Annotated in this window: 17 protein-coding genes; 12 read left to right on the top strand and 5 right to left on the bottom strand. The window is 49.4% G+C overall.

Annotation, left to right across the window (positions count from 1 at the left end; translation table 11 throughout):
• The first annotated feature begins 63 nt into the window (after positions 1–63).
• The 3 genes from C508_RS0113170 (at position 64) to C508_RS0113160 (ending at position 5406) form a co-directional block, all read left to right on the top strand.
• Positions 64–3714, top strand: coding sequence for a dynamin family protein (locus C508_RS0113170; protein ID WP_018704035.1), 3651 nt, complete (start codon positions 64–66; stop codon positions 3712–3714).
• A gap of 215 nt (positions 3715–3929) precedes the next feature.
• Positions 3930–4787: a radical SAM protein gene (locus C508_RS0113165; protein ID WP_018704034.1), complete on the top strand. Its 858-nt coding sequence runs from the start codon at positions 3930–3932 to the stop codon at positions 4785–4787.
• A 34-nt stretch (positions 4788–4821) separates the two neighbouring features.
• Positions 4822–5406 carry an LOG family protein gene (locus C508_RS0113160; protein WP_018704033.1) on the top strand — a complete coding sequence of 195 codons (585 nt, stop codon included), beginning with the start codon at positions 4822–4824 and terminating at the stop codon, positions 5404–5406.
• 54 nt (positions 5407–5460) lie between these two features.
• Here the strand turns inward: C508_RS0113160 and ppsA are convergent, their stop codons facing one another.
• Entirely contained in the window at positions 5461–7878 is a 2418-nt protein-coding gene (ppsA, locus tag C508_RS0113155; RefSeq protein WP_018704032.1) for a phosphoenolpyruvate synthase, read from the bottom strand.
• A gap of 155 nt (positions 7879–8033) precedes the next feature.
• Between ppsA and C508_RS0113150 the strand changes: the two genes are divergently transcribed.
• A complete protein-coding gene (locus C508_RS0113150) occupies positions 8034–8663 on the top strand; it encodes an HAD family hydrolase (RefSeq protein WP_018704031.1) in 630 nt (209 codons plus the stop codon).
• A gap of 147 nt (positions 8664–8810) precedes the next feature.
• Here the strand turns inward: C508_RS0113150 and C508_RS0113140 are convergent, their stop codons facing one another.
• From C508_RS0113140 to C508_RS0113125, 4 genes are all read right to left on the bottom strand, one after another.
• Positions 8811–9479, bottom strand: a complete 669-nt coding sequence (locus tag C508_RS0113140) for an epoxyqueuosine reductase (protein ID WP_018704029.1) — start codon at positions 9477–9479, stop codon at positions 8811–8813.
• 95 nt (positions 9480–9574) lie between these two features.
• Complete coding sequence (locus tag C508_RS0113135) at positions 9575–10015, bottom strand: GNAT family N-acetyltransferase (RefSeq protein WP_018704028.1); 441 nt, start codon at positions 10013–10015, stop codon at positions 9575–9577.
• Between the two features lie 15 nt (positions 10016–10030).
• Positions 10031–10975 carry a permease gene (locus tag C508_RS0113130; protein WP_018704027.1) on the bottom strand — a complete coding sequence of 315 codons (945 nt, stop codon included), beginning with the start codon at positions 10973–10975 and terminating at the stop codon, positions 10031–10033.
• 4 nt (positions 10976–10979) lie between these two features.
• Complete coding sequence (locus C508_RS0113125) at positions 10980–11438, bottom strand: MarR family winged helix-turn-helix transcriptional regulator (RefSeq protein ID WP_018704026.1); 459 nt, start codon at positions 11436–11438, stop codon at positions 10980–10982.
• A 206-nt stretch (positions 11439–11644) separates the two neighbouring features.
• Here C508_RS0113125 and C508_RS19570 point away from each other — a divergent pair, with 206 nt between their 5' ends.
• The 8 genes from C508_RS19570 to C508_RS0113085 all read left to right on the top strand — a co-directional run.
• Positions 11645–13156, top strand: a complete 1512-nt coding sequence (locus C508_RS19570; RefSeq protein WP_018704025.1) for a sensor domain-containing diguanylate cyclase — start codon at positions 11645–11647, stop codon at positions 13154–13156.
• Between the two features lie 196 nt (positions 13157–13352).
• Positions 13353–14360, top strand: coding sequence for a uroporphyrinogen decarboxylase family protein (locus C508_RS0113115; protein WP_018704024.1), 1008 nt, complete (start codon positions 13353–13355; stop codon positions 14358–14360).
• Between the two features lie 24 nt (positions 14361–14384).
• Positions 14385–15137 carry an amino acid ABC transporter ATP-binding protein gene (locus C508_RS0113110; protein WP_018704023.1) on the top strand — a complete coding sequence of 251 codons (753 nt, stop codon included), beginning with the start codon at positions 14385–14387 and terminating at the stop codon, positions 15135–15137.
• A gap of 39 nt (positions 15138–15176) precedes the next feature.
• Complete coding sequence (locus tag C508_RS0113105; protein ID WP_018704022.1) at positions 15177–16037, top strand: transporter substrate-binding domain-containing protein; 861 nt, start codon at positions 15177–15179, stop codon at positions 16035–16037.
• Between the two features lie 27 nt (positions 16038–16064).
• Positions 16065–16769 (top strand): amino acid ABC transporter permease, encoded by a 705-nt coding sequence (locus tag C508_RS0113100; protein WP_018704021.1) that lies wholly within the window; start codon positions 16065–16067, stop codon positions 16767–16769.
• A gap of 16 nt (positions 16770–16785) precedes the next feature.
• Entirely contained in the window at positions 16786–17496 is a 711-nt protein-coding gene (locus tag C508_RS0113095) for an amino acid ABC transporter permease (protein ID WP_018704020.1), read from the top strand.
• A gap of 23 nt (positions 17497–17519) precedes the next feature.
• Positions 17520–18260 (top strand): SDR family NAD(P)-dependent oxidoreductase, encoded by a 741-nt coding sequence (locus C508_RS0113090; RefSeq protein WP_018704019.1) that lies wholly within the window; start codon positions 17520–17522, stop codon positions 18258–18260.
• An 87-nt stretch (positions 18261–18347) separates the two neighbouring features.
• Positions 18348–18557: helix-turn-helix domain-containing protein (locus C508_RS0113085; RefSeq protein WP_018701476.1), on the top strand; the 210-nt coding region annotated here is incomplete at its 3' end.

The following is an 18557-nucleotide window of genomic DNA, read 5'->3' as shown; positions in this document are numbered from 1 at the left end:
ACAATTTTCGTATAGAATAAACGTACTGTATGATTCTATTTAGCGTATGAAGGGAAATTGCACATGCTTCAAACTATGAACCGCCCGGCAGATTTACGGACCTTGAAAGGGAAGCTGGCAGCGGCTTATGACTATGTATTGGCCCATCAGGACTTTGACAATGCGGCAAAAATAAAGCAGCTAGCGGGCAAGCTGGCACAGCAAGAGTTTGCCATTGCTTTTTGCGGCCATTTTTCAGCGGGAAAATCTACGATTATCAACCGTTTAATCGGTGAAAACCTGTTGCCTTCAAGCCCTATCCCGACCAGTGCCAATTTGGTGAAGGTCAAGGCGGGCGAAGCTTATGCCAAGGTGTTTTTCAAGAACGAAAAGCCGCGCATGTATTTGGCGCCCTATGATTATGAGCTGGTGAAGCAGTATTGCAAAGACGGCGACCAAATTCAGGAGATTGAACTCAGTCAGGCTGACTGTCAACTGCCGCCGCAAGTGGTGGTTCTGGATACGCCCGGCATTGATTCGGCGGACGATGCGCATCGCATTGCGACGGAGTCGGCCATTCATCTGGCGGATTTGATTTTTTATGTTATGGACTATAATCATGTGCAGTCCGAATTGAATTTTATGTTCACTAAAGAACTGACGGAAGCGGGTAAAGAGGTTTGTTTGGTCATTAACCAGGTGGACAAGCACTCCGAGCAGGAGCTTTCCTTTGCCGATTTTCAGGCCAGCGTGGTAAATTCCTTTGCCTCCTGGGGTGTTAAGGCGACGCATATTTTTTATACGTCTCTCAAAAGCGACGAGCATGCGCATAATCAATTTCCGGCGCTGCAGGCGTTTTTGGCGGAGCGGCTGCAAGCTAAGGATACGCTGTTGCTGCAATCGATATTTCATTCCCTGCAAAAAATCGTCGGTGATCATTTGACGGCGGCGCGGAAAAAAGGCGAAGATAAATTACAGTCGGCCAGGGAGGTTCTGGGCGAGCTGTCGACGGCGGAGCAAGAGGAGCTGCAGGCGAACTATGACAAGCTGCTGGCGGAAAAGAACCTGCTGGGCGAAGGCCTGGAAAAAGCAGAGAGTCAGTTTGACCTGGAAGTCAGCAAAATTATGCAGAATGCTTATTTGATGCCCTTTGAAACGCGGGCGTTGGCGGAAGCGTATTTGGAAGCCTGCCAGGCGGGCTTTAAGGTTGGTTTTTTGTTTACCAAGCAGAAAACAGAGGCGGAACGGGAAAACCGGTTGGAGCTTTTTTATCAGGGTGTGTTGGAAAAGATAAAATCACAACTAGAATGGCATCTGCGCGAGTTCCTGGGGCGTTTCTTAAAAGAACGGCGTTTGGAAGACAAGGAATTGCTCGCAAGGGCGCAGCAGTTTACGGCGCCTTTGGCCAAGGAAGCGCTAGTGGGCGCGGTAAAGCCGGGCGCCCGCCTTTCCGGAGAATCGGTCATCAATTATACGGAGAGCGTGGCTAACGAAATTAAACTTGCAGTGAAACGAAATCTGGCTTCTCTGGAAGTCGATATCCTGGAGGCGCTCCAAGAGCGTACTGCTGCGCTGCAGGTGCGGCTGGCGCAAAAATCAGCCGGTTTGGAGCGTTATATTGCCGCCCTGGAACAGCTGAAAAAACAGGAAGCCGCCGCTAAGCTGGCGCAGGCGGAAGCGGATAAGCTGCTTAGCCAAGCGAAGGAAATTACAGAAGAAGCGTTTTGCCTGCTGGCACAGAACGAAGAGGAATTTGACGTTGTTTCGCCGCAAACTGGGCAGGTGGAACTCGTGAAAAAAGCGCCTCCTTGTGTCCAAACCAGGCCTAAGGTAAACGAGAAAAAAGCGGCAGCCGTCGAAGCGACGGATCGTATGAAGCAAACGGCAAGCGCCCTCCAACAGACGGCGCATCTTGTGCATGATTTGCCTGGTTTTGCAAAACTGGCCAGGGAGCTCGAGGAAAAGGCGGCGCGCTTGGAGCATAAAGGCTTTACCGTCGCCCTCTTCGGAGCGTTCAGTGCCGGTAAGTCTTCTTTTGCCAATGCTCTTTTGGGTGAGAAAGTGCTGCCTGTTTCTCCGAATCCGACAACAGCAGCCATTAATCAGATTAAGCCGGTGAACGAAACCTGCCCCCATGGAACGGTGCGCGTCAAGGTGAAGGATGCCAAGGCCTTGTTGGATGATGTCAATCAGGCGCTGCGCCTCTTTGAAGTGCAGGCGGCTGATTTGGCTGACGCCAGGGAAAAGGCAGCCGCCTTGGGACAGGGCGGTTCTGTCGGGGCGGCGGAGAAAACCAGCTATGCTTTTTTACAGGCCTTTGCCCGCGGCTATGCCGCCTTTGGCGAGCAGCTGGGGGCTGTGCTGGAAACAACTATGGCGGAGTTTGGCGACTATGTGGCGGTGGAGGAAAAATCCTGCTTTGTAGAATGGATTGACCTTTACTATGACTGCCCTCTGACTCGCAAGGGCATTACCTTGGTCGACACGCCAGGGGCGGATTCCATCAACGCCCGCCATACAGGCGTTGCCTTTGAGTTCATTAAAAACTCTGATGCCATTCTCTTTGTTACCTACTACAATCATGCCTTCTCCAAGGCGGACCGGGAGTTTCTGATTCAACTGGGGCGGGTCAAGGACGTCTTCCAGCTGGATAAAATGTTCTTTATTATCAACGCCATTGACCTGGCCGACAACGAAGAAGAAAAAGAAACCGTCCTCGCCTATGTGCAAGAGCAGCTTGTCAAATACGGCGTGCGCAATCCCCATCTCTACGCCTTGTCGAGCCTGCATGCCCTGAAGGAAAAACAGGCCCAGACAGGGGCGGCCCTTTCCGGCATGCCTGTGTTCGAAGAAGCCTTTTATCATTTTATTGCTAACGATTTGGCTAACCTGGCGGTGGCGGCCTCCGAAAATGAGCTGCGCCGCGTTGGACAGCGCGTAAGCGCTCTTATTGCCAGCGCCCGCGAAGATGTCTCGGTGAAGGCCCAAAAACGGGCCAAGCTGGAAAGCGAGCAAGGCGAGGTGGCAGCCGTTTTAGCGCAGCAAAGCGTGCAAAATTTGCGCAGCAGCCTGCTGCAGGAACTGGAAGAACTGCTTTACTATGCCAAACAGCGAGTGTTTTTGCGGTTCAACAATTTCTTTAAAGAGGCCTTCAATCCGGCGGTGCTGCGAGACGATGGGCGGGATTTGAAAAAGGCCTTGCGCCAGTCGCTAGGGGAGCTCTTAGAGCAGATCGGCTTTGATTTAGCCCAGGAGCTGCGCGCCACTACGGTACGGTTGGACCGCTTTGCGCAAACCCATGGGGCTGCGTATCAGCAAAGCCTTGCCGAACGCATTGGGGAGATCAATACCGATCTTTCCTTTGCCGTGTTTGAACTGGAAAACAGGGAACATCTTGAATTTGCGAGCGCTTTTCAAGAGACGCCTTTAGAGCATTTTGGTAAAGCCCTGGCCTGCTTTAAAAACCCTAAAGCGTTTTTTGAGGAGGGTGAAAGCAAGGTCATGGGGGAAGCGCTCTATGAGCTGCTTAGCGTGCTGGCCGATGAATATCTGCAGAGAGAAAAAATCCGTATGCAGACGAGCTATGACGCAGTTTTAGAGGAAGAATTTACCCGCCTTATCGGGCAGATGACGGAACAGGCGGCAGAGTTCTATTTGAGTCTGTTGTCCGCCTTGGACGGCGGCGTGCCGGTAGAGACGCTTCTGGATATTCAGCAGCGCTTACCCCAAGAATAGTACAAAAGTTGATAGTTTTTTTATATGAACCCTGTGGCTGTTTATGGTACATTGAATGCAATTGAGTACAGGCGCCTGCATTAGTCAAGCCTGTATGCCGCCATTGACTCTACGAGTGATAGAGGGTATGGACTTTTGCAGGTTTTTCTGCTTCTTTCGCCCTCTGGCATGTCACAGAGGGCGATTTTATTTTTCTAAGGGCGGAGGAAGCTGCAATGAAAGTAGTACAAAAACGGCTTAGTTGTGATCAGTCGGAAAAATATCTTGTAAGTTTGGCAGACGGTCATACCGTCGAAACGCTTTATATGGTGGATGAAGAACGGAGACTGACCTTTAACAGCACTGTCTGTATATCTTCGCAGGTAGGCTGTCACATGGGCTGTCGCTTTTGCGCCACAGGCAGGCAGGGGTTTATTCGCAACCTGACGGCCCAAGAGATTGTCGGCCAGGTAGAGCTTTGTAATCGAACTCGTAAAAATGCCAAGCGAACGCCGTTGGAAGCAGTGGTGTTTGCCGGTATGGGCGAGCCACTGCGCAATTATGGACAAGTCAAGGCGGCCATTTGGGAGCTACGCTCCCGCTGGGGGCTGCGGCAGTTTGAATTAGCTACGGTGGGGATTGTGCCGCAGATCTATGAATTGCTCGAGGATTTTCAAGGCAGTGATATCTCCATTCGCTTGAATCTTTCGTTGCATGCTTCGACCGATGTGCAGCGCAGGCAGATTATTCCCATGACGCAGGAATACGGCGTTGAGGAGATTATTCAGGCGGCTGCGGTTTATGCGGCTGCCTTTAACACGAAAGCGCGCATACGGTATATGCTGTTTCATGGTTTCAACAACACTGCAGACGATGCGGTTCGCTTAACAACGCTTTTGCAGGGGAAACCGTTGAAATTGATTCTTTCACAGTATAACGAAAACAATATAGAGGGATTGACCCCTGCGAATCGCTTGGAGGTTTTGGATTTTTATAATACAATGAAGACAGCGGTGGAGGCGGAGATTTTCCATAATTTTGGCAGCGATATTCAAGGCGGCTGCGGACAATTGAAGCAAACCGCGGCGGTATAAGGTTTTACCATAGTGGAAACAGGAGAAGCAAGCAATGAACAAAGTAATTTGCGTCTATAGCTCTTCCAGCAGAACGATTGATCCGGTGTATTTTGACGCGGCGCATCATTTGGGACGGGAAATCGCAGCGAAGGGAGACCGGTTTCTTTTTGGCGGCGGCATTACTGGTTTGATGGGCGCTTGCGCCAAGGCAGTGCATGAGCACCAGGGACAGGTGATTGGCGTCATTCCGGAAGCCTTAAACTTGGAAGGCGTTGTCTATGACAAATGCGACGAACTGGTGGTAACCAAATGCATGCGCGAGCGCAAGGCTGCTATGGACGAGCGGTCCGATGCGTTTATTGCGCTGCCCGGAGGATACGGAACCATGGAAGAGGTTCTGGAAATCATTACGCTTAAGCAATTGCGCTATCACGATAAGCCCATTGTCATTTTGAACATCAATAACTTTTACGATAAGTTGTTGGAGCAGTTTGAGACAGCGATTGACCAGCAATTTGCCAAAACGGTCTGTAATGAATTGTATTTTGTGACAGAAGAAATTTCGGCGGCGCTGCAGTATATTGACGCCTATGAATCCCCGGTATTTGCAGAACGGTGGCTTACGGACGTAAAATAAAAGAGATTGAAAAAGGAGCCCTGACATTTGCGTCAGGGCTCCTTTAGTTTCTTTTTATTCGCTTCGAAGTTTTTGTTCCATTTCCAGGACGCGTAAGGTGATTTTCATGATTGAATCGGGATTAAGGGACATGGAGTCGATGCCTTCTTTGACCAGAAATTCGGCGAATTCCGGATAATCGCTGGGCGCCTGGCCGCAGATGCCGCTATGGCGTCCGTTGCGTTTGGCTCCTTGCACGGCTTGGGAGACGGTACGAAGTACGCCGGGATCGCGCTCGTCAAAGTCATGGGCTACCAGGGAGGAGTCGCGATCCACGCCAAGCGTTAACTGGGTAAGGTCATTGGAGCCAATGGAAAAGCCGTCAAATACCTGGCTAAACTCATCAATCATCAGTACGTTGTTGGGAATTTCGCACATAACATAGACTTCCAGGCCGTTTTCGCCGCGGCGCAGACCGTTCTTAGCCATTTCGTCCAGTACCTTTTCCGCTTCGGGAACGCGGCGGCAGAAGGGAATCATCAAAATCAGATTGGTGAGACCCATGGTTTCACGGACGCGCTTCATGGCGCGGCACTCCAAGGCGAAGCCTTCCCGGTACTTATCGTCGTAGTAACGGGACGCGCCGCGGAAGCCGATCATGGGATTTTCTTCAGCCGGTTCAAAGCCGGCACCGCCAATCAGGCTGGCGTATTCATTGGTTTTAAAGTCGCTCATGCGGATGATGACGGGTTTGGGATAAAAAGCCGCCGCAATGGTGCCGACGCCGCAAGCCAGCTTTTCGACAAAGTATTCGGTTTTGTCTTCGTAGCCGAAAGTAAGCTCTTCGATTTTGCGAAGAACTTCCTCGTCAGTGATTGCCTCTGGATGAATCAAGGCCATAGGATGAATCTGAATGTAGCTGTTGATGATGAATTCCATGCGAGCCAGGCCGACGCCGTCGTTTGGGATCATGGAAAGCGAAAATGCTAGGTCCGGGTCGCCTAGATTCATCATGATCTTTGTGCGGGGGCGTTTCAGGTCGGCCAGACTTAGCGTTTCCGCGTGAAATGGCAGTAAGCCGCGATACACCTTGCCTTCTTCGCCGGCGGCGCAGTTGACCGTTATCTCTTCGCCTGTATGGATGACTTCTGTGGCATGACCGGCGCCTACGACGGCCGGAATGCCGAGTTCGCGGCTGACGATAGCTGCGTGGCAGGTGCGGCCGCCGCGGTTGGTCACAATGGCGGCGGCAGTTTTCATTACTGGCTCCCAATCCGGGGTTGTGGTGTCGGCTACTAAAATTTCCCCTGGAACAAATTGAGTCAGCTGCGACGTATGCTTAATAATGCGGGCTTTGCCGCTGCCTATTTTTTCACCGACGCTTTTGCCTGTAGCCAAGAGGGGGCCGCTGCCGTCGAGATAATACGTTTCCAGCACATCAAGAGCTTTGCCGGACTGTACGGTTTCCGGGCGGGCTTGAACGATGAATAGCTCACCGCTCAGGCCGTCTTTGGCCCATTCGATGTCCATAGGGCGATTTTCGCCGGCCTTTTGGGAATAATGTTCTTCGATGATGAGGGCATACTTAGTCAAGGTGAGAATGTCTTCGTCCTGCAGGCAGAAGCGGCGGCGGTCCGCCTCCGGTACTTCTATGTTGCGCGTTAGCGCTTTGGATCCTCCTAGGCCGTAGACCATTTTGATGCGCTTGTCTCCCAAGGTTTTGCGAATAATCGAGCGGTAGCCTTGGCGAAAGGTGGGCTTGAAGACATAGTATTCATCCGGGTTGACGGCGCCTTGGACGATGTTTTCCCCCAAGCCGTAGCAGGCGGTGGTAAACACCACGTCGCGAAAACCGGTCTCTGTGTCGATTGTGAAAGTTACGCCGCTGGTGGCCAAATCGGAGCGTACCATCTTCATGATGCCGATGGATAAGCCTACTTTAAAATGGTCAAAGCCGTTGTTCAAGCGATAAGAGATGGCGCGGTCCGTAAAGAGAGAGGCAAAGCATTTGAGGCAGGCTTCTCGCAAGGCGTGTTCGCCTCGGATGTTCAAATAGGTTTCCTGCTGTCCGGCGAAAGAGGCGGTAGGCAAGTCTTCGGCTGTGGCGGAGCTACGCACTGCCACATCAGCATCAGGCCCGTATTCAACGCAGAGCTGCGCATAGGCGCATTTGATTTCTGACCAGATAGCATCAGGGATGCCCGCGCTTAAAATTAGATCTCGGGCCCGTTTGCCGCTTGTCGCTAGGGCTGCTACGTCGTGCGTAGTAATGCCGGCCAGCGCGTCTTGGAGGGGAGCTAGAATGCCGCCCTCCTCCAGCAGCTTCCAGTAGGCTTCGGCAGTGACGGCAAAGCCGTGGGGAATTTTAATTCCTTTCGGCGTAAGCTCCCGGTACATTTCTCCCAAAGAAGCGTTTTTGCCGCCCACAAGCGGCAGGTCTTCCAAGGCGACTTCTTCAAACCAACGTATAAAATGTCCCTTTTGCACCGTCATCATATTCCCACCTTTCTTTGAGAAACACAAATGCGATTAAATTTTCTGATAATATTATTATATATCGTTAATTGCTTCTGCGATAGAGCAAGTGTATAATCGGTTCAGGCGTGCCGGAGTTTTTCGGCTTGCCCTATCATAGGAAGGATGAAAAGATGATGCAGAATATTATTTTTGACGTAGACGGAACGTTGTGGGACTCTACGGAAGTGGTGGCCCAGGCCTGGAATAGAGCCATTACAGAGGTCGGAGGGACCAAGGCGGTGGTGAATGCTGCCATTTTGAAACGAGAGTTCGGCAAGACGATGAAGGTTATTGCTGACAATCTGTTTCCGGACGCCGACGAAGAAACTAAAACGTTGCTGATGAAAAAATGCTGCGAGTATGAGCACGAGGCGCTGGAAGAAAATGAAGAATCGCTATTATATCCGGCGGTCGTGGAAACCATAAAAAAACTGGCGCAGCGGCATCGTTTGTTTATCGTCAGCAACTGCCAGTCCGGCTATATTGAGCTATTTATGAAGAAGAACGGCGTAGAAGCGTATATTGAAGACTGGGAATGCTTTGGCGATACAGGGAAAGTCAAAGGGGAAAATATCCGGCTGCTCATGGAGCGGAATAAGCTAGCTGAGGCCGTATATGTCGGCGATACGCAGGGAGATTATGAAGCCACCCAGTTGGCGGGCGTACCGTTTATCTTTGCAAAGTATGGTTTTGGCAGCGTGGATAATGCCGTGCAGGCGATTGAGCAATTTGAGGAGCTGCTGTTGCTGTTTTCTAAGTAGGACTGATCTTTTTAGGTGGCTTTCAAGAATGAGTAAGTTATCTTATGTGTTAGTAGAAATGAAACAAAGCACAATTCCTGTTGCGGGAATTGTGCTTTGTTTCATTATTTTTTTTGAATGATCTTGAAGTAGAATCCTTACTCTTTTTTAAAACCTGGACGCGCAGGCCAGACGGCAGTTCCAGCAGTTGGTTAACTCGTGACCGCGATCCGATACCGTGCCTACGTGGCTGCGACAGCACTTTTGCTCCACAACGGCTTGGCCGTTTAGAGCTTTTGTGGGACAAGCATCCAGGCAGCGGCGACAATCGTCGGGACAGAGTATTTCCGTATAGGGCGGATCGCTAGGCAGTTCCAGTTCTGTCAGGATGGTAACCAGGGTAATCCGGTTACCGTATTTTGGCGTTAAAAGCATGCTGCTTTTTCCTAGTTGCCCTAGTCCCGCCTTTACTGCGGCATGGCGGTGAGACAGGATGCCCATGCCGTGCTGCCGTTCCGCTTCCCAGTGAAAGTAGGGGGCGTCAGCGGGAATGGCTAACGACAGTGCGCCTTGCTCTTCTAAATGAAAAACCACTTTTTGCGCCAGCGCATCAAGTTCTTGGATAATCGTGGCGCCTTGCATGGTATAGACGGCTTTGTTGGCGGATAAAACCGTTCCTTTGGATAACGCTTTGCCCAGTACCATAACCGTTTTGGCCTTGGGCATAATATCGGTAGGGCGAAAGCCTGCCGGAGCTTCCGCAAAGTCGGCGGTAGAAGCGAACCCTACAATATGCGCTCCGTGGGATAGAGCATAAGTACGAATTTGTTCTTTCAAGATTATCACACCTTTCTATGCCGGTACTCCATGTGGGCGCTGCTAATCCCTCAGTCGTAGCCCTCACGCGACTCCGATTCTCTTGTTTATTCTTTTCAAAGCCTTTTCTTCATACACTGGCTAGAGCAAGGGCATGCTAGATCTAAGCCGGATTGGACCAGCAAGACTTGCGGGATTTCCTCGCGGGAGATGAATTGAAAACCCAATCCTTCAAAATAAGAAGCAGCTGTTTCTGTGAGCAGATATAGGACGTTCCGGTTCTGTTCCTGCAAGCGGTTGAGCATAGTCTTTACTAGCGCCATCCCTACACCTCGGCTGCGCCAGGGGGCGATTACCGCGAAGGAGCGGAGCAACGTGGCTGATTCGCTTTTTTGTGCGCCTAGAACTCCGATTATTTCGTTTGCTTTTGTTTCGGCAAGCAGAAATTGTGCAGATGCTAGCGATAGGCCCACTGTAGGTAAGCTGCTGTTTTGCAGGAGCTCTTCGATGATCTTTAAGTCAGCTTCCTTAGCCCAGCGTAGACTGTAGCTTTCCATGAAACACGCCTCCTTTTAAACAACCAGATTAAATAAATACCCCGTGCAAATGATAGCTACAGCAAGAATGCCGGCAAAAATGCCGATGAGTTTTGTCTTTAGAACCTTGCGTAAAATGACCATTTCGGGGAAACTGATAGCCGAAACCGCCATCATAAAAGCCAAAGCTGTTCCTAGCGGCAGTCCTTTTTCAATCAACGAATACACGATAGGCACCATGCCGCCGGCGCTGTTGTAAAGAGGTACGCCGACCAAGACGGCGAGAGGGACGGCAAACATATTTTCGGGGCCAGCATAATGTGTCAGGAAATCTTCCGGGACAAAGCCGTGGATAAAGCCGCCGATGGCAATAGCGACAGTGAGATAAGGTAGAATGTATTTTAATAGTTCAAAGGTGAAGCTTCCCGCGCTTTGACAGCGCTGAGAAAAGCTGTGGAACTCAACGGTATTAACAGACGCATTTTCGGGGGCATAGGCTTCCAGTAAATGTTCTAGCTGCAAGCGGCCGATGATAAAGCCGGCCAAAATGGCGATCGTGACGCCGCTAGCCATGTAGAGCAGCGCAATTTTCCAGCCGAAAAGGCCGAATAGAAGGATCAAAGCGACTTCATTGACCATCGGGGAGGCTACTAAAAAAGAAAAAGTAACGCCCAGGGGAACTCCGGCTTCGATGAAACCGATAAAGAGGGGAACCGCGGAACAAGAGCAAAAGGGAGTAATGATGCCGATGATCGCTGCCAGCACATGGCCGGCGCCTTGGCCTCGTCGTGTCAGAAATTCTTTGGTTTTCGATGCTGGAAAATAAGAACGGATAATGGAAATGATGAAAATAGAGCATGTTAGCAGGACGACTAGCTTAGGCATGTCCGCTAGGAAGAATTGCAAGGCGGCGCCTAATGGCTCGTTAGGAGAGAACTCCAGCCAATGATATACTAAATAGTTGGAAAAAGAATCAAACATGGGGTCAGCACCTCGCTTCGTGCGGTGTTTCCGCTTGAACTGTTTGTAAGGCTTTAGTAAATAAATCAAGACTTTCGATGACTTGCGCATGCTTTTCTACCGGAATTGCTTGAAGAATTTTCCCGAAATGCGCTTCCATACGGCTCTCGATATCCTCATAGGCTCCTTGCCCCTCCGGGCTGAGCGTCAGAACCACATAGCGGCGGTCCTCGGGGCTGGGTTCGCGGCACAGAAGGCCGCTAGTTACTAGCTTGTCTACGGTCTTGCTGACTGAGCTCTTGTCTAAATTCAGCAATTGCGCCAAGTCGTTTACCGACAAAGTTTTGTGGCGGCCTACCTCGACAAGTACGTGACATTGGGGCATAGTAATGCAGCAACAGCCGGCATTGTCTCTTTCAAGAAGGCCTAAGCGGCGAATTAGCAATCGAGCGTTTTCGCGTAACAAACTGTGTAGTGGTTGCATGAGAACACCTCCTTGCATAGATAATACACTAAATAGTTTCTGGTTGCAACTGTTTCTTTTGGAAAATATATTGTTTTAAAAGTGGTTTGACTTAAGAGGGCTAAGCAGGAGCTTTGGTTTTGAAAACGAATAATTACCAACAGGGAAAGTGTGGAAAAACGGTTTGCTTCCTAGGTAGAAACTTGCATAAAGGCAGGTGGGCGGCAATGGATGTTTCACAGATTTCGGGAGCGATTGTAAATGCAGTGGAGCTCGCAGAACAGCTGCATTTTTTACAAACCTTGATTGATTCGCTTGTCAGTCCGATTTTCTATAAAGATAAAAATGGCGTTTACCAAGGTTGCAACAAGGCGTTTGAGGTATATCTCGGCAAGACAAAAGCGGAGATTGTCGGCAAAACGGTGCATGAGCTGTCTCCTGATGATTTAGCGGATAAGTATTATCAAATGGATGAAGATTTGCTGCGCAGCGGCGGGCAGCAGACCTATGAATCTTCTGTAGTATATGCAGACGGTTCGCGTCATGATGTTCTTTTTACTAAGTCTGTATATTATGCGAAATCCGGCGAAGTGGCAGGTATTGTCGGGATCCTTTTGGATATTTCCGAACGCAAGCAGTTGGAACGGGCGTATCAGGAAACCCAAGAGCAGTTGGAAGAGTTGGTTAACCAACGTACGCAGGAGCTGCAGCAGATTAATACGGAGTTAAAAGAGAAATTTATTGAGCTGGAACAGATGGCGGAATCATTGGCTACCTCGGAAGAAAAGTTTTCTAAAGCCTTTAAACATTCAGCAGATGGTATTGGCATTCTTGGTTTGGAAGATGAACGATATGTCGATGTAAATGATGCCTTTGTAAAGCTTTTCGGCTATAGTCGGGGCGAGATTGTAGGACATCGTTCGTCGGAATTTCGTCTTTGGCTGGATGAAGAGGCGCGAGAAGCGACCTTTCAAGAAATTCGGGAAAAAGAATCATTTTCAGGGAAAGAGGCAGCATGGCGTACTAAAAACGGGGAAGTAAAGGTCGGCTTATGCTCCTCCGATTTAATTGAAATTAAAGGAAAACGCTGTATTTTATTTGTGGTTCACGATATTACCGAGCGGAAGCAGGCGGAAGAGGCGCTGCGGCTAGCGCATGACGAATTGGAGCAGCAGGTGCAGCAGCGGACGCACGAACTTAATGATTTAAATAGGGTTTTGCAAGAACTCTCTAGTTCCGACGCCTTAACCAGCTTGGCTAACCGCCGTCATTTTGACGACTTTCTTGCCAAGGAATGGCGGCAAAGTCAACGTCAGGGAACCTCACTGGCGATTATTATGTTGGACGTAGATTTTTTTAAGGACTATAACGATTCTCAAGGGCATCTGGCGGGTGATGAATGCCTGAAACAAGTGGCTCGGGTATTTAAACAGAGTCTAAAGCGGCCTCTTGATTTTGCCGCGCGTTATGGGGGCGAAGAATTTATTGCCGTTTTGCCGGAGACTGATGCAGCAGGAGCGGCTCATTTGGCGGAAACTATTCGAGCGGAAATCGAAGCGTTAGCATTAAGGCATTATGCTTCGCCAATCAGCAAGGTGGTTACAGTTAGTTTGGGTGTTGCCGCCACAATACCCGGTTTGGAATCAGAACCTAAGGATATTCTTGTTGACGCTGATCGAGCGCTGTACCAAGCCAAGCAGGACGGGAGAAATCGAGTGCGGGTAGTGGCTGACTTATAATGCCGAAGGCTGCTTGTTAGAGAAATTTAATGTCGCCTTCTTGACAATTGATTTTGTGTCGTGTAGTATATGGTTAAATTAAATAAAAGTTGCAAGCAGTAGCTGATCAAAAACATTGAAGGCTAAGCATGAGGAGAAATCCTGTGCTTAGCCTTTTATTTTTTGTGAATTTTAATGATATAGGAGAGTGTTTTAAATGGCGCAAACAAAAAGAGAGTTGGTCTTGGCAGCATTCAACAATGAACCGGTGGATCGTATTCCTGTAGGGTTCTGGTATCATTTTCTAAACAATCCGGAACATGCGGAAGGCTTGGGGCATCCGGAAGTAACGGCGGCAAACATTGCCGGCTTAAAAGCATTTTACGAGGGCTTTCAGCCGGATTTCGTTAAAATTATGAGCGACGGATATTTTGCGTATCCTAACGAGGCCTTGCATGAAATCCGTTCCGTGAAAGATGTGGCGAAGCTGCAGCCGGTCGGCGAGAATGCGCCTTGGATTGAAGAACAGGTGCAGTTGGTGAAACAGGCAACCGCTATTTTCGGCAAGGATGTGTTGTCTTTTTACAACGTCTTTGCGGCGCCGCGGTATTTAGAGTTTATGTATCGCGGTAAGGACGGCGATGCCAACGGCAATTTTATCAAGCTGCTGCAAGAAGACAAGGCGGGATTGAAGCACATTTTGGATGTGATGTCTGAGGATTTGGCTTCGCTGGCTAAACGAGTCATCCGCGACGGCGGCGCTGATGGTATTTATCTCAGCGTACAAAACCTGCCTCGCCCAGAGGTGACTCGGGAAGTATATGATGAAATCATTGCACCGGCGGAGAAGAAAATTTTGGCGGCGGCCAATGCCGCCAGCAAAAACAACATTCTTCACATCTGCGGCTATGCGGGAACGCGCAACGACCTTTCCTGGTATCAGGATTATGAAGCAAATGTCATCAACTATGCTGCGAATGTGGAAGAAGTCAAGCTGTCGGCAGGAAAGAAACTCTTTGGCGGCAAAGCGGTTATCGGCGGCTTCGACAATACGCCGCAAGGCGAACTGTATAGCGGCACGAAAGAAGAAATTGAACGCCGCGTTGAGGAAATCATCGCCGATGTCGGCAAGAAGGGCGTAGTTATTGGCGCTGACTGCACAGTGCCTGGCGATATCGAATGGCAGCGTTTAGAGTGGGTTCGCGAGAAAGCGGCGCAGTTGTAAGAAAGGGATAAGGGGGAGCGCGTTATGTTGCAGCTTACGAATGTTCACAAAGAATTCAACGGCAAACCGGTGCTCAAGGGAATTGACATTACCGTAGGCAAAGGCGATGTGGTAGTGTTGTTGGGGCCTAGCGGCTCGGGGAAAACTACGCTGCTCCGCTGCATCAATTTTTTAGAACAGGCGGATCAAGGCGAACTGGCTATAGGCGAATTGACCTTGTCATTGAATCGGGTTTCTTCGTCAGAAAAACGCAAGGTTCGTCAAAAAACAGCCTTTGTCTTCCAAAACTATAATCTTTTTAACAACAAAACGGCTTTGGAGAATGTGACGGAGGGGCTGATTATCGGCCGCGGCATGCCGAAGGCCGAAGCGGTATCCATCGGCAAGAAGATGCTGGACAAGGTGGGCTTATCGGAGCGGCAGGACTACTATCCCAGTCAGCTTTCCGGAGGGCAGCAGCAGCGCGTAGGCATTGCCCGGGCGTTGGCGGTGCAGCCGGACGTGATTTTGTTTGATGAGCCGACAGCCTCTCTGGACCCGGAGCTGGTGGGCGATGTGCTGGATGTGATGAAAAGCATGGCTCGCGAGGGCATTACCATGATTGTAGCCACTCATGAAATGCAGTTTGCCCGGGAAGTGGCCAAGCATGTGATCTTTATGGATGGCGGTAAGATTGTAGAAGAAGGTCCGCCGGAGCAGATTTTCTTTCAGCCTAAGGCCGAGCGGACGCGGAACTTTTTGAGCCGGATTCTAAAAGCCAACGCCGTCAGCGCCTAAGCGGGCGGCCCCAATACCAAGAAGTGAGGCGATGTAAAAATGAAAAAGAACATTTTAAAAGCGGTAGGACTTCTCTTTATTGTCGTATTTGCCGTGGCTGCGCTTGGCTGCGGCGGCAAGCCAACTGCTAAAGAGGAGGCTGCCAAGGGGGAAAAGAAAGTTGTGCGCGTAGCCTTTACCAACTACTATGTGCCTTATGATTTTGTAAATAAAGCAGGCGAACCGGACGGCATTGAAGTTCAAATTATGAAAGAAGTGGCCAAGTCGCTGCCGCAGTATCAATTCAAATTTGAGCCGACTTCGGACGATGATCTGCTGATTGGCGTAGAGTCTGGGAAATATGACGTAGGTATCAAGGGTGTATGGCAGACGGAAGCGCGCAAAACCAAGTTTATCTTCCCGAAAAAACCCATTGCCGCCAGCGTGATTGGCTTGACCTTCCGCAAGAGCGACGCCGATAAAATCAAGGATATGGAAAGCTTTTCCCAAATCGGCGGCAAACTGGTACCCATTGCGCCGCAAAACGCCCAGTATGCGATCGTAGAGGAATTTAACAAAAAGAATGCGGCAACGCCAATAAAGCTGCTGCCTTCGGAGAGCTTCCAAGTGGCTGACGCCTATACGTGGGTGTTGGAAGGACGCTATGACGCTTTCTTTGATATTGAACTGGCGTATAAAAATAATGTAGTGGATGAAAAAGGCGCTTACCATAAGTTCAATGATCAATTGGCCTATGTTCGTTACAAAGCCATTCCTACGTATCCGATCTTTAACAAAAAAGATCAGGAATTGGCTGACGCCTATGATAAGGCGGTAGAAGAATTGACGAAATCCGGGAAAATCAAAGAGTTGGAAGAAAAATATTTTGGAGAAGATTTGCTGCGGCTGGTTGAAAAATAATCATCTCGCAGTGGGGAGGAAAGCCGTATGAGACCCTTTGAACCGCTTTATATTTTAGAAGTTGTACCGGATCTGCTGCCCTTTTTGTGGGTGACCTTGGCGGTGGTGGCAGCTTCGGTCCTTTTGGGAACGGCTTTCGGATTTGTGTTGGCGGCGGCTAAGTTGAGTCGTTATAAAGCGCTGCGTCTTTTTGGAGACGCCTATACCGGCGTAGTTCGCTGCACACCGGCGGTTATTTTGCTGTTCATTGTCTTTTACGGCTTACCTAAATTTTTCCTGGATGTATTTGACTATGACATCAATGAAATTCATAAAATGGTTTTTGTCATTATCGCCTTTACGTTGCTCTTTGCCGCTACTATGTCAGAAGTCATACGCTCTGCGTATCTGGCTGTCGATAAAGGACAGTATGAGGCGGCGGTCAGCGTAGGCATGACGCCGCTGCAGGCGTTGTACCGCATTATGCTGCCCCAGGGCGCTATCATTGCGCTGCCGAACTTCGGGAATTCCTTGATTACGCTTTTGAAGGAAGGCGCACTGGCCTATACGATTGGTTTAGTAGATCTTCTTGGTTCTGGGAATTTGATTATTGCCCGCAACTATGGCTCGTACGCGTTGGAGATTTATATCGCCCTGTCCGTGATTTATTGGGGGATGGCGGTCTTGTTTGAAAAAGCTTTTGCGGTTTTAGAACAGCGCTTATCGCGTTTTAAACGACCGAGGACGGTGTAAGGGGGGCGGAAAAGCAATGGAATTGAATTATGATTTTATGTGGAAAACCTTTTCCGTGATCCTGGCGGGAATTCCAGTTACCTTGGAAATTACGCTGGTCTCTCTTTTGGTCGCGGCGCCCTTTAGCTTTTTTATGGCGTTAGCTCGCATTTATGAAGTGAAGGTTCTTAAGGACATGGCTAGGCTTTATATTTCTTTTATTCGCGGTACGCCGATTGTATTGCAAATTTTGGTGGTATACAGCTTGGTGCCGAGTTTGTTGAACAGCCTGGTGAAAAGCCTGGCTCTAAACATCAAGGTGTTTGAAGTCGATCCTATCTTTTATGCGTATGTTGTGTTTACGATTAATACGGCCGCCCTGTTGGCGGAAGTTTTTCGCTCGGCGCTGATGAGCGTGCATGAAGGCCAAATTGAGGCAGGTTTATCGGTAGGAATGACCTTGCCGCAAATCTACGTCCGTATTATTATTCCCCAAGCATTAGTAGCGGCACTGCCCAATCTGTGCAATTTGTCAGTAAATCTGATCAAGAATACGTCGCTGGCCTTCTTGATGACCGTAAAGGATATTACTGCCATTGGGAAGATTCAAGCGTCCTATGGTTATAACTATATCGAAGCCTATATCGATGTCTTTTTGGTTTACTTTATTTTGTGCTCGCTGGCGCAATGGCTGTTCCGGCTGGCGGAAGTGCGCGCAGGGGCGTTCCGGCAGCTGAAAAGCTACTGAGGAGCTTGTGAGAGGGTGGCGCTATGATGAAATTACAAGATAAGGTGGCGATTGTCACCGGTGGTAATCAGGGGATCGGGCGGGCTGCGGCTTTGCGTTTGGCGGAAGCTGGCGCTAAAGTGGTTGTTGCCTCCAGAAATCAGGAGCGGAATCGGCAAGTGGCGGCGGAAATAGAGCAACGTTTTCAAAGGCAAGCGTTACCTTTAGCGGTGGACGTTGCGGAGCGGCAAGCTGTGGAAGCCTTGGTGGAAAAAGTTATTGAAGAGTTTGGCCAGGTAGATATTTTGGTCAATAATGCTGGCATTTGCCGTTTGTCGCAGCCCTTTGAAGAGCTGGAAGATGCAGCATGGGACGCGGTATTGGATGTGAATGTGAAAGGCGTTTTGCATTGCGTCCGGGCAGTCATTCCGCTTTTTAAAGAGCAAAAAGCAGGCAAAATTGTGAATGTGGCTTCGTTGGCAGGAGAAGTAGGCGGCATTGCGACAGCGGCAGATTACGTAGCGAGTAAGGCTGCGGTGATTGGCCTGACGAAATCGCTGGCGCGCTATTTGGGGCCGTACCAGGTCAATGTTAACGCAGTAGCGCCTGGCTTTATTCGCACAAGCATGACGGAATCGATGCAGATCGATGTGGGAGAAATCCCTTTGCGGTGCGTCGGCGAGCCGGAGGATGTGGCGGAAGCGATCTGCTTTTTAGCTTCTTCGTGTTCGCGATATATTACTGGAACGACCCTCGATGTAAACGGCGGGTTATACATGAAATAAAAGCTTGTATTTGGCAAAGAACCGTATGGAATGAACTGACCCCCAAAAGTTAGACCTTAAAAATCTAACTTTTGGGGGTCGGTTTTTTTGGCAAAATATAGTTTTGAATTTAAATTAAAAGTAGTTCAAGAGTATCTTAACGGCAAAGGTGGATATGTATTTTTAAGCAAAAAGTATAATATTCCTGCAATAAAAGATATCCAGAAATGGGTTGCAATATACAACAGATTGGGTGAAGATGGGTTATTGCGAAGCAGAAAAAATCAAACGTACTCTTTGGATTTTAAACTTCATGTA

Origin of the sequence: Anaeromusa acidaminophila DSM 3853 (genome assembly GCF_000374545.1) — a bacterium.
Lineage (GTDB): Bacteria > Bacillota > Negativicutes > Anaeromusales > Anaeromusaceae > Anaeromusa > Anaeromusa acidaminophila.
Note: the sequence above shows the minus strand (reverse complement) of the source record. Positions and strands in the feature narration are given on the sequence as shown.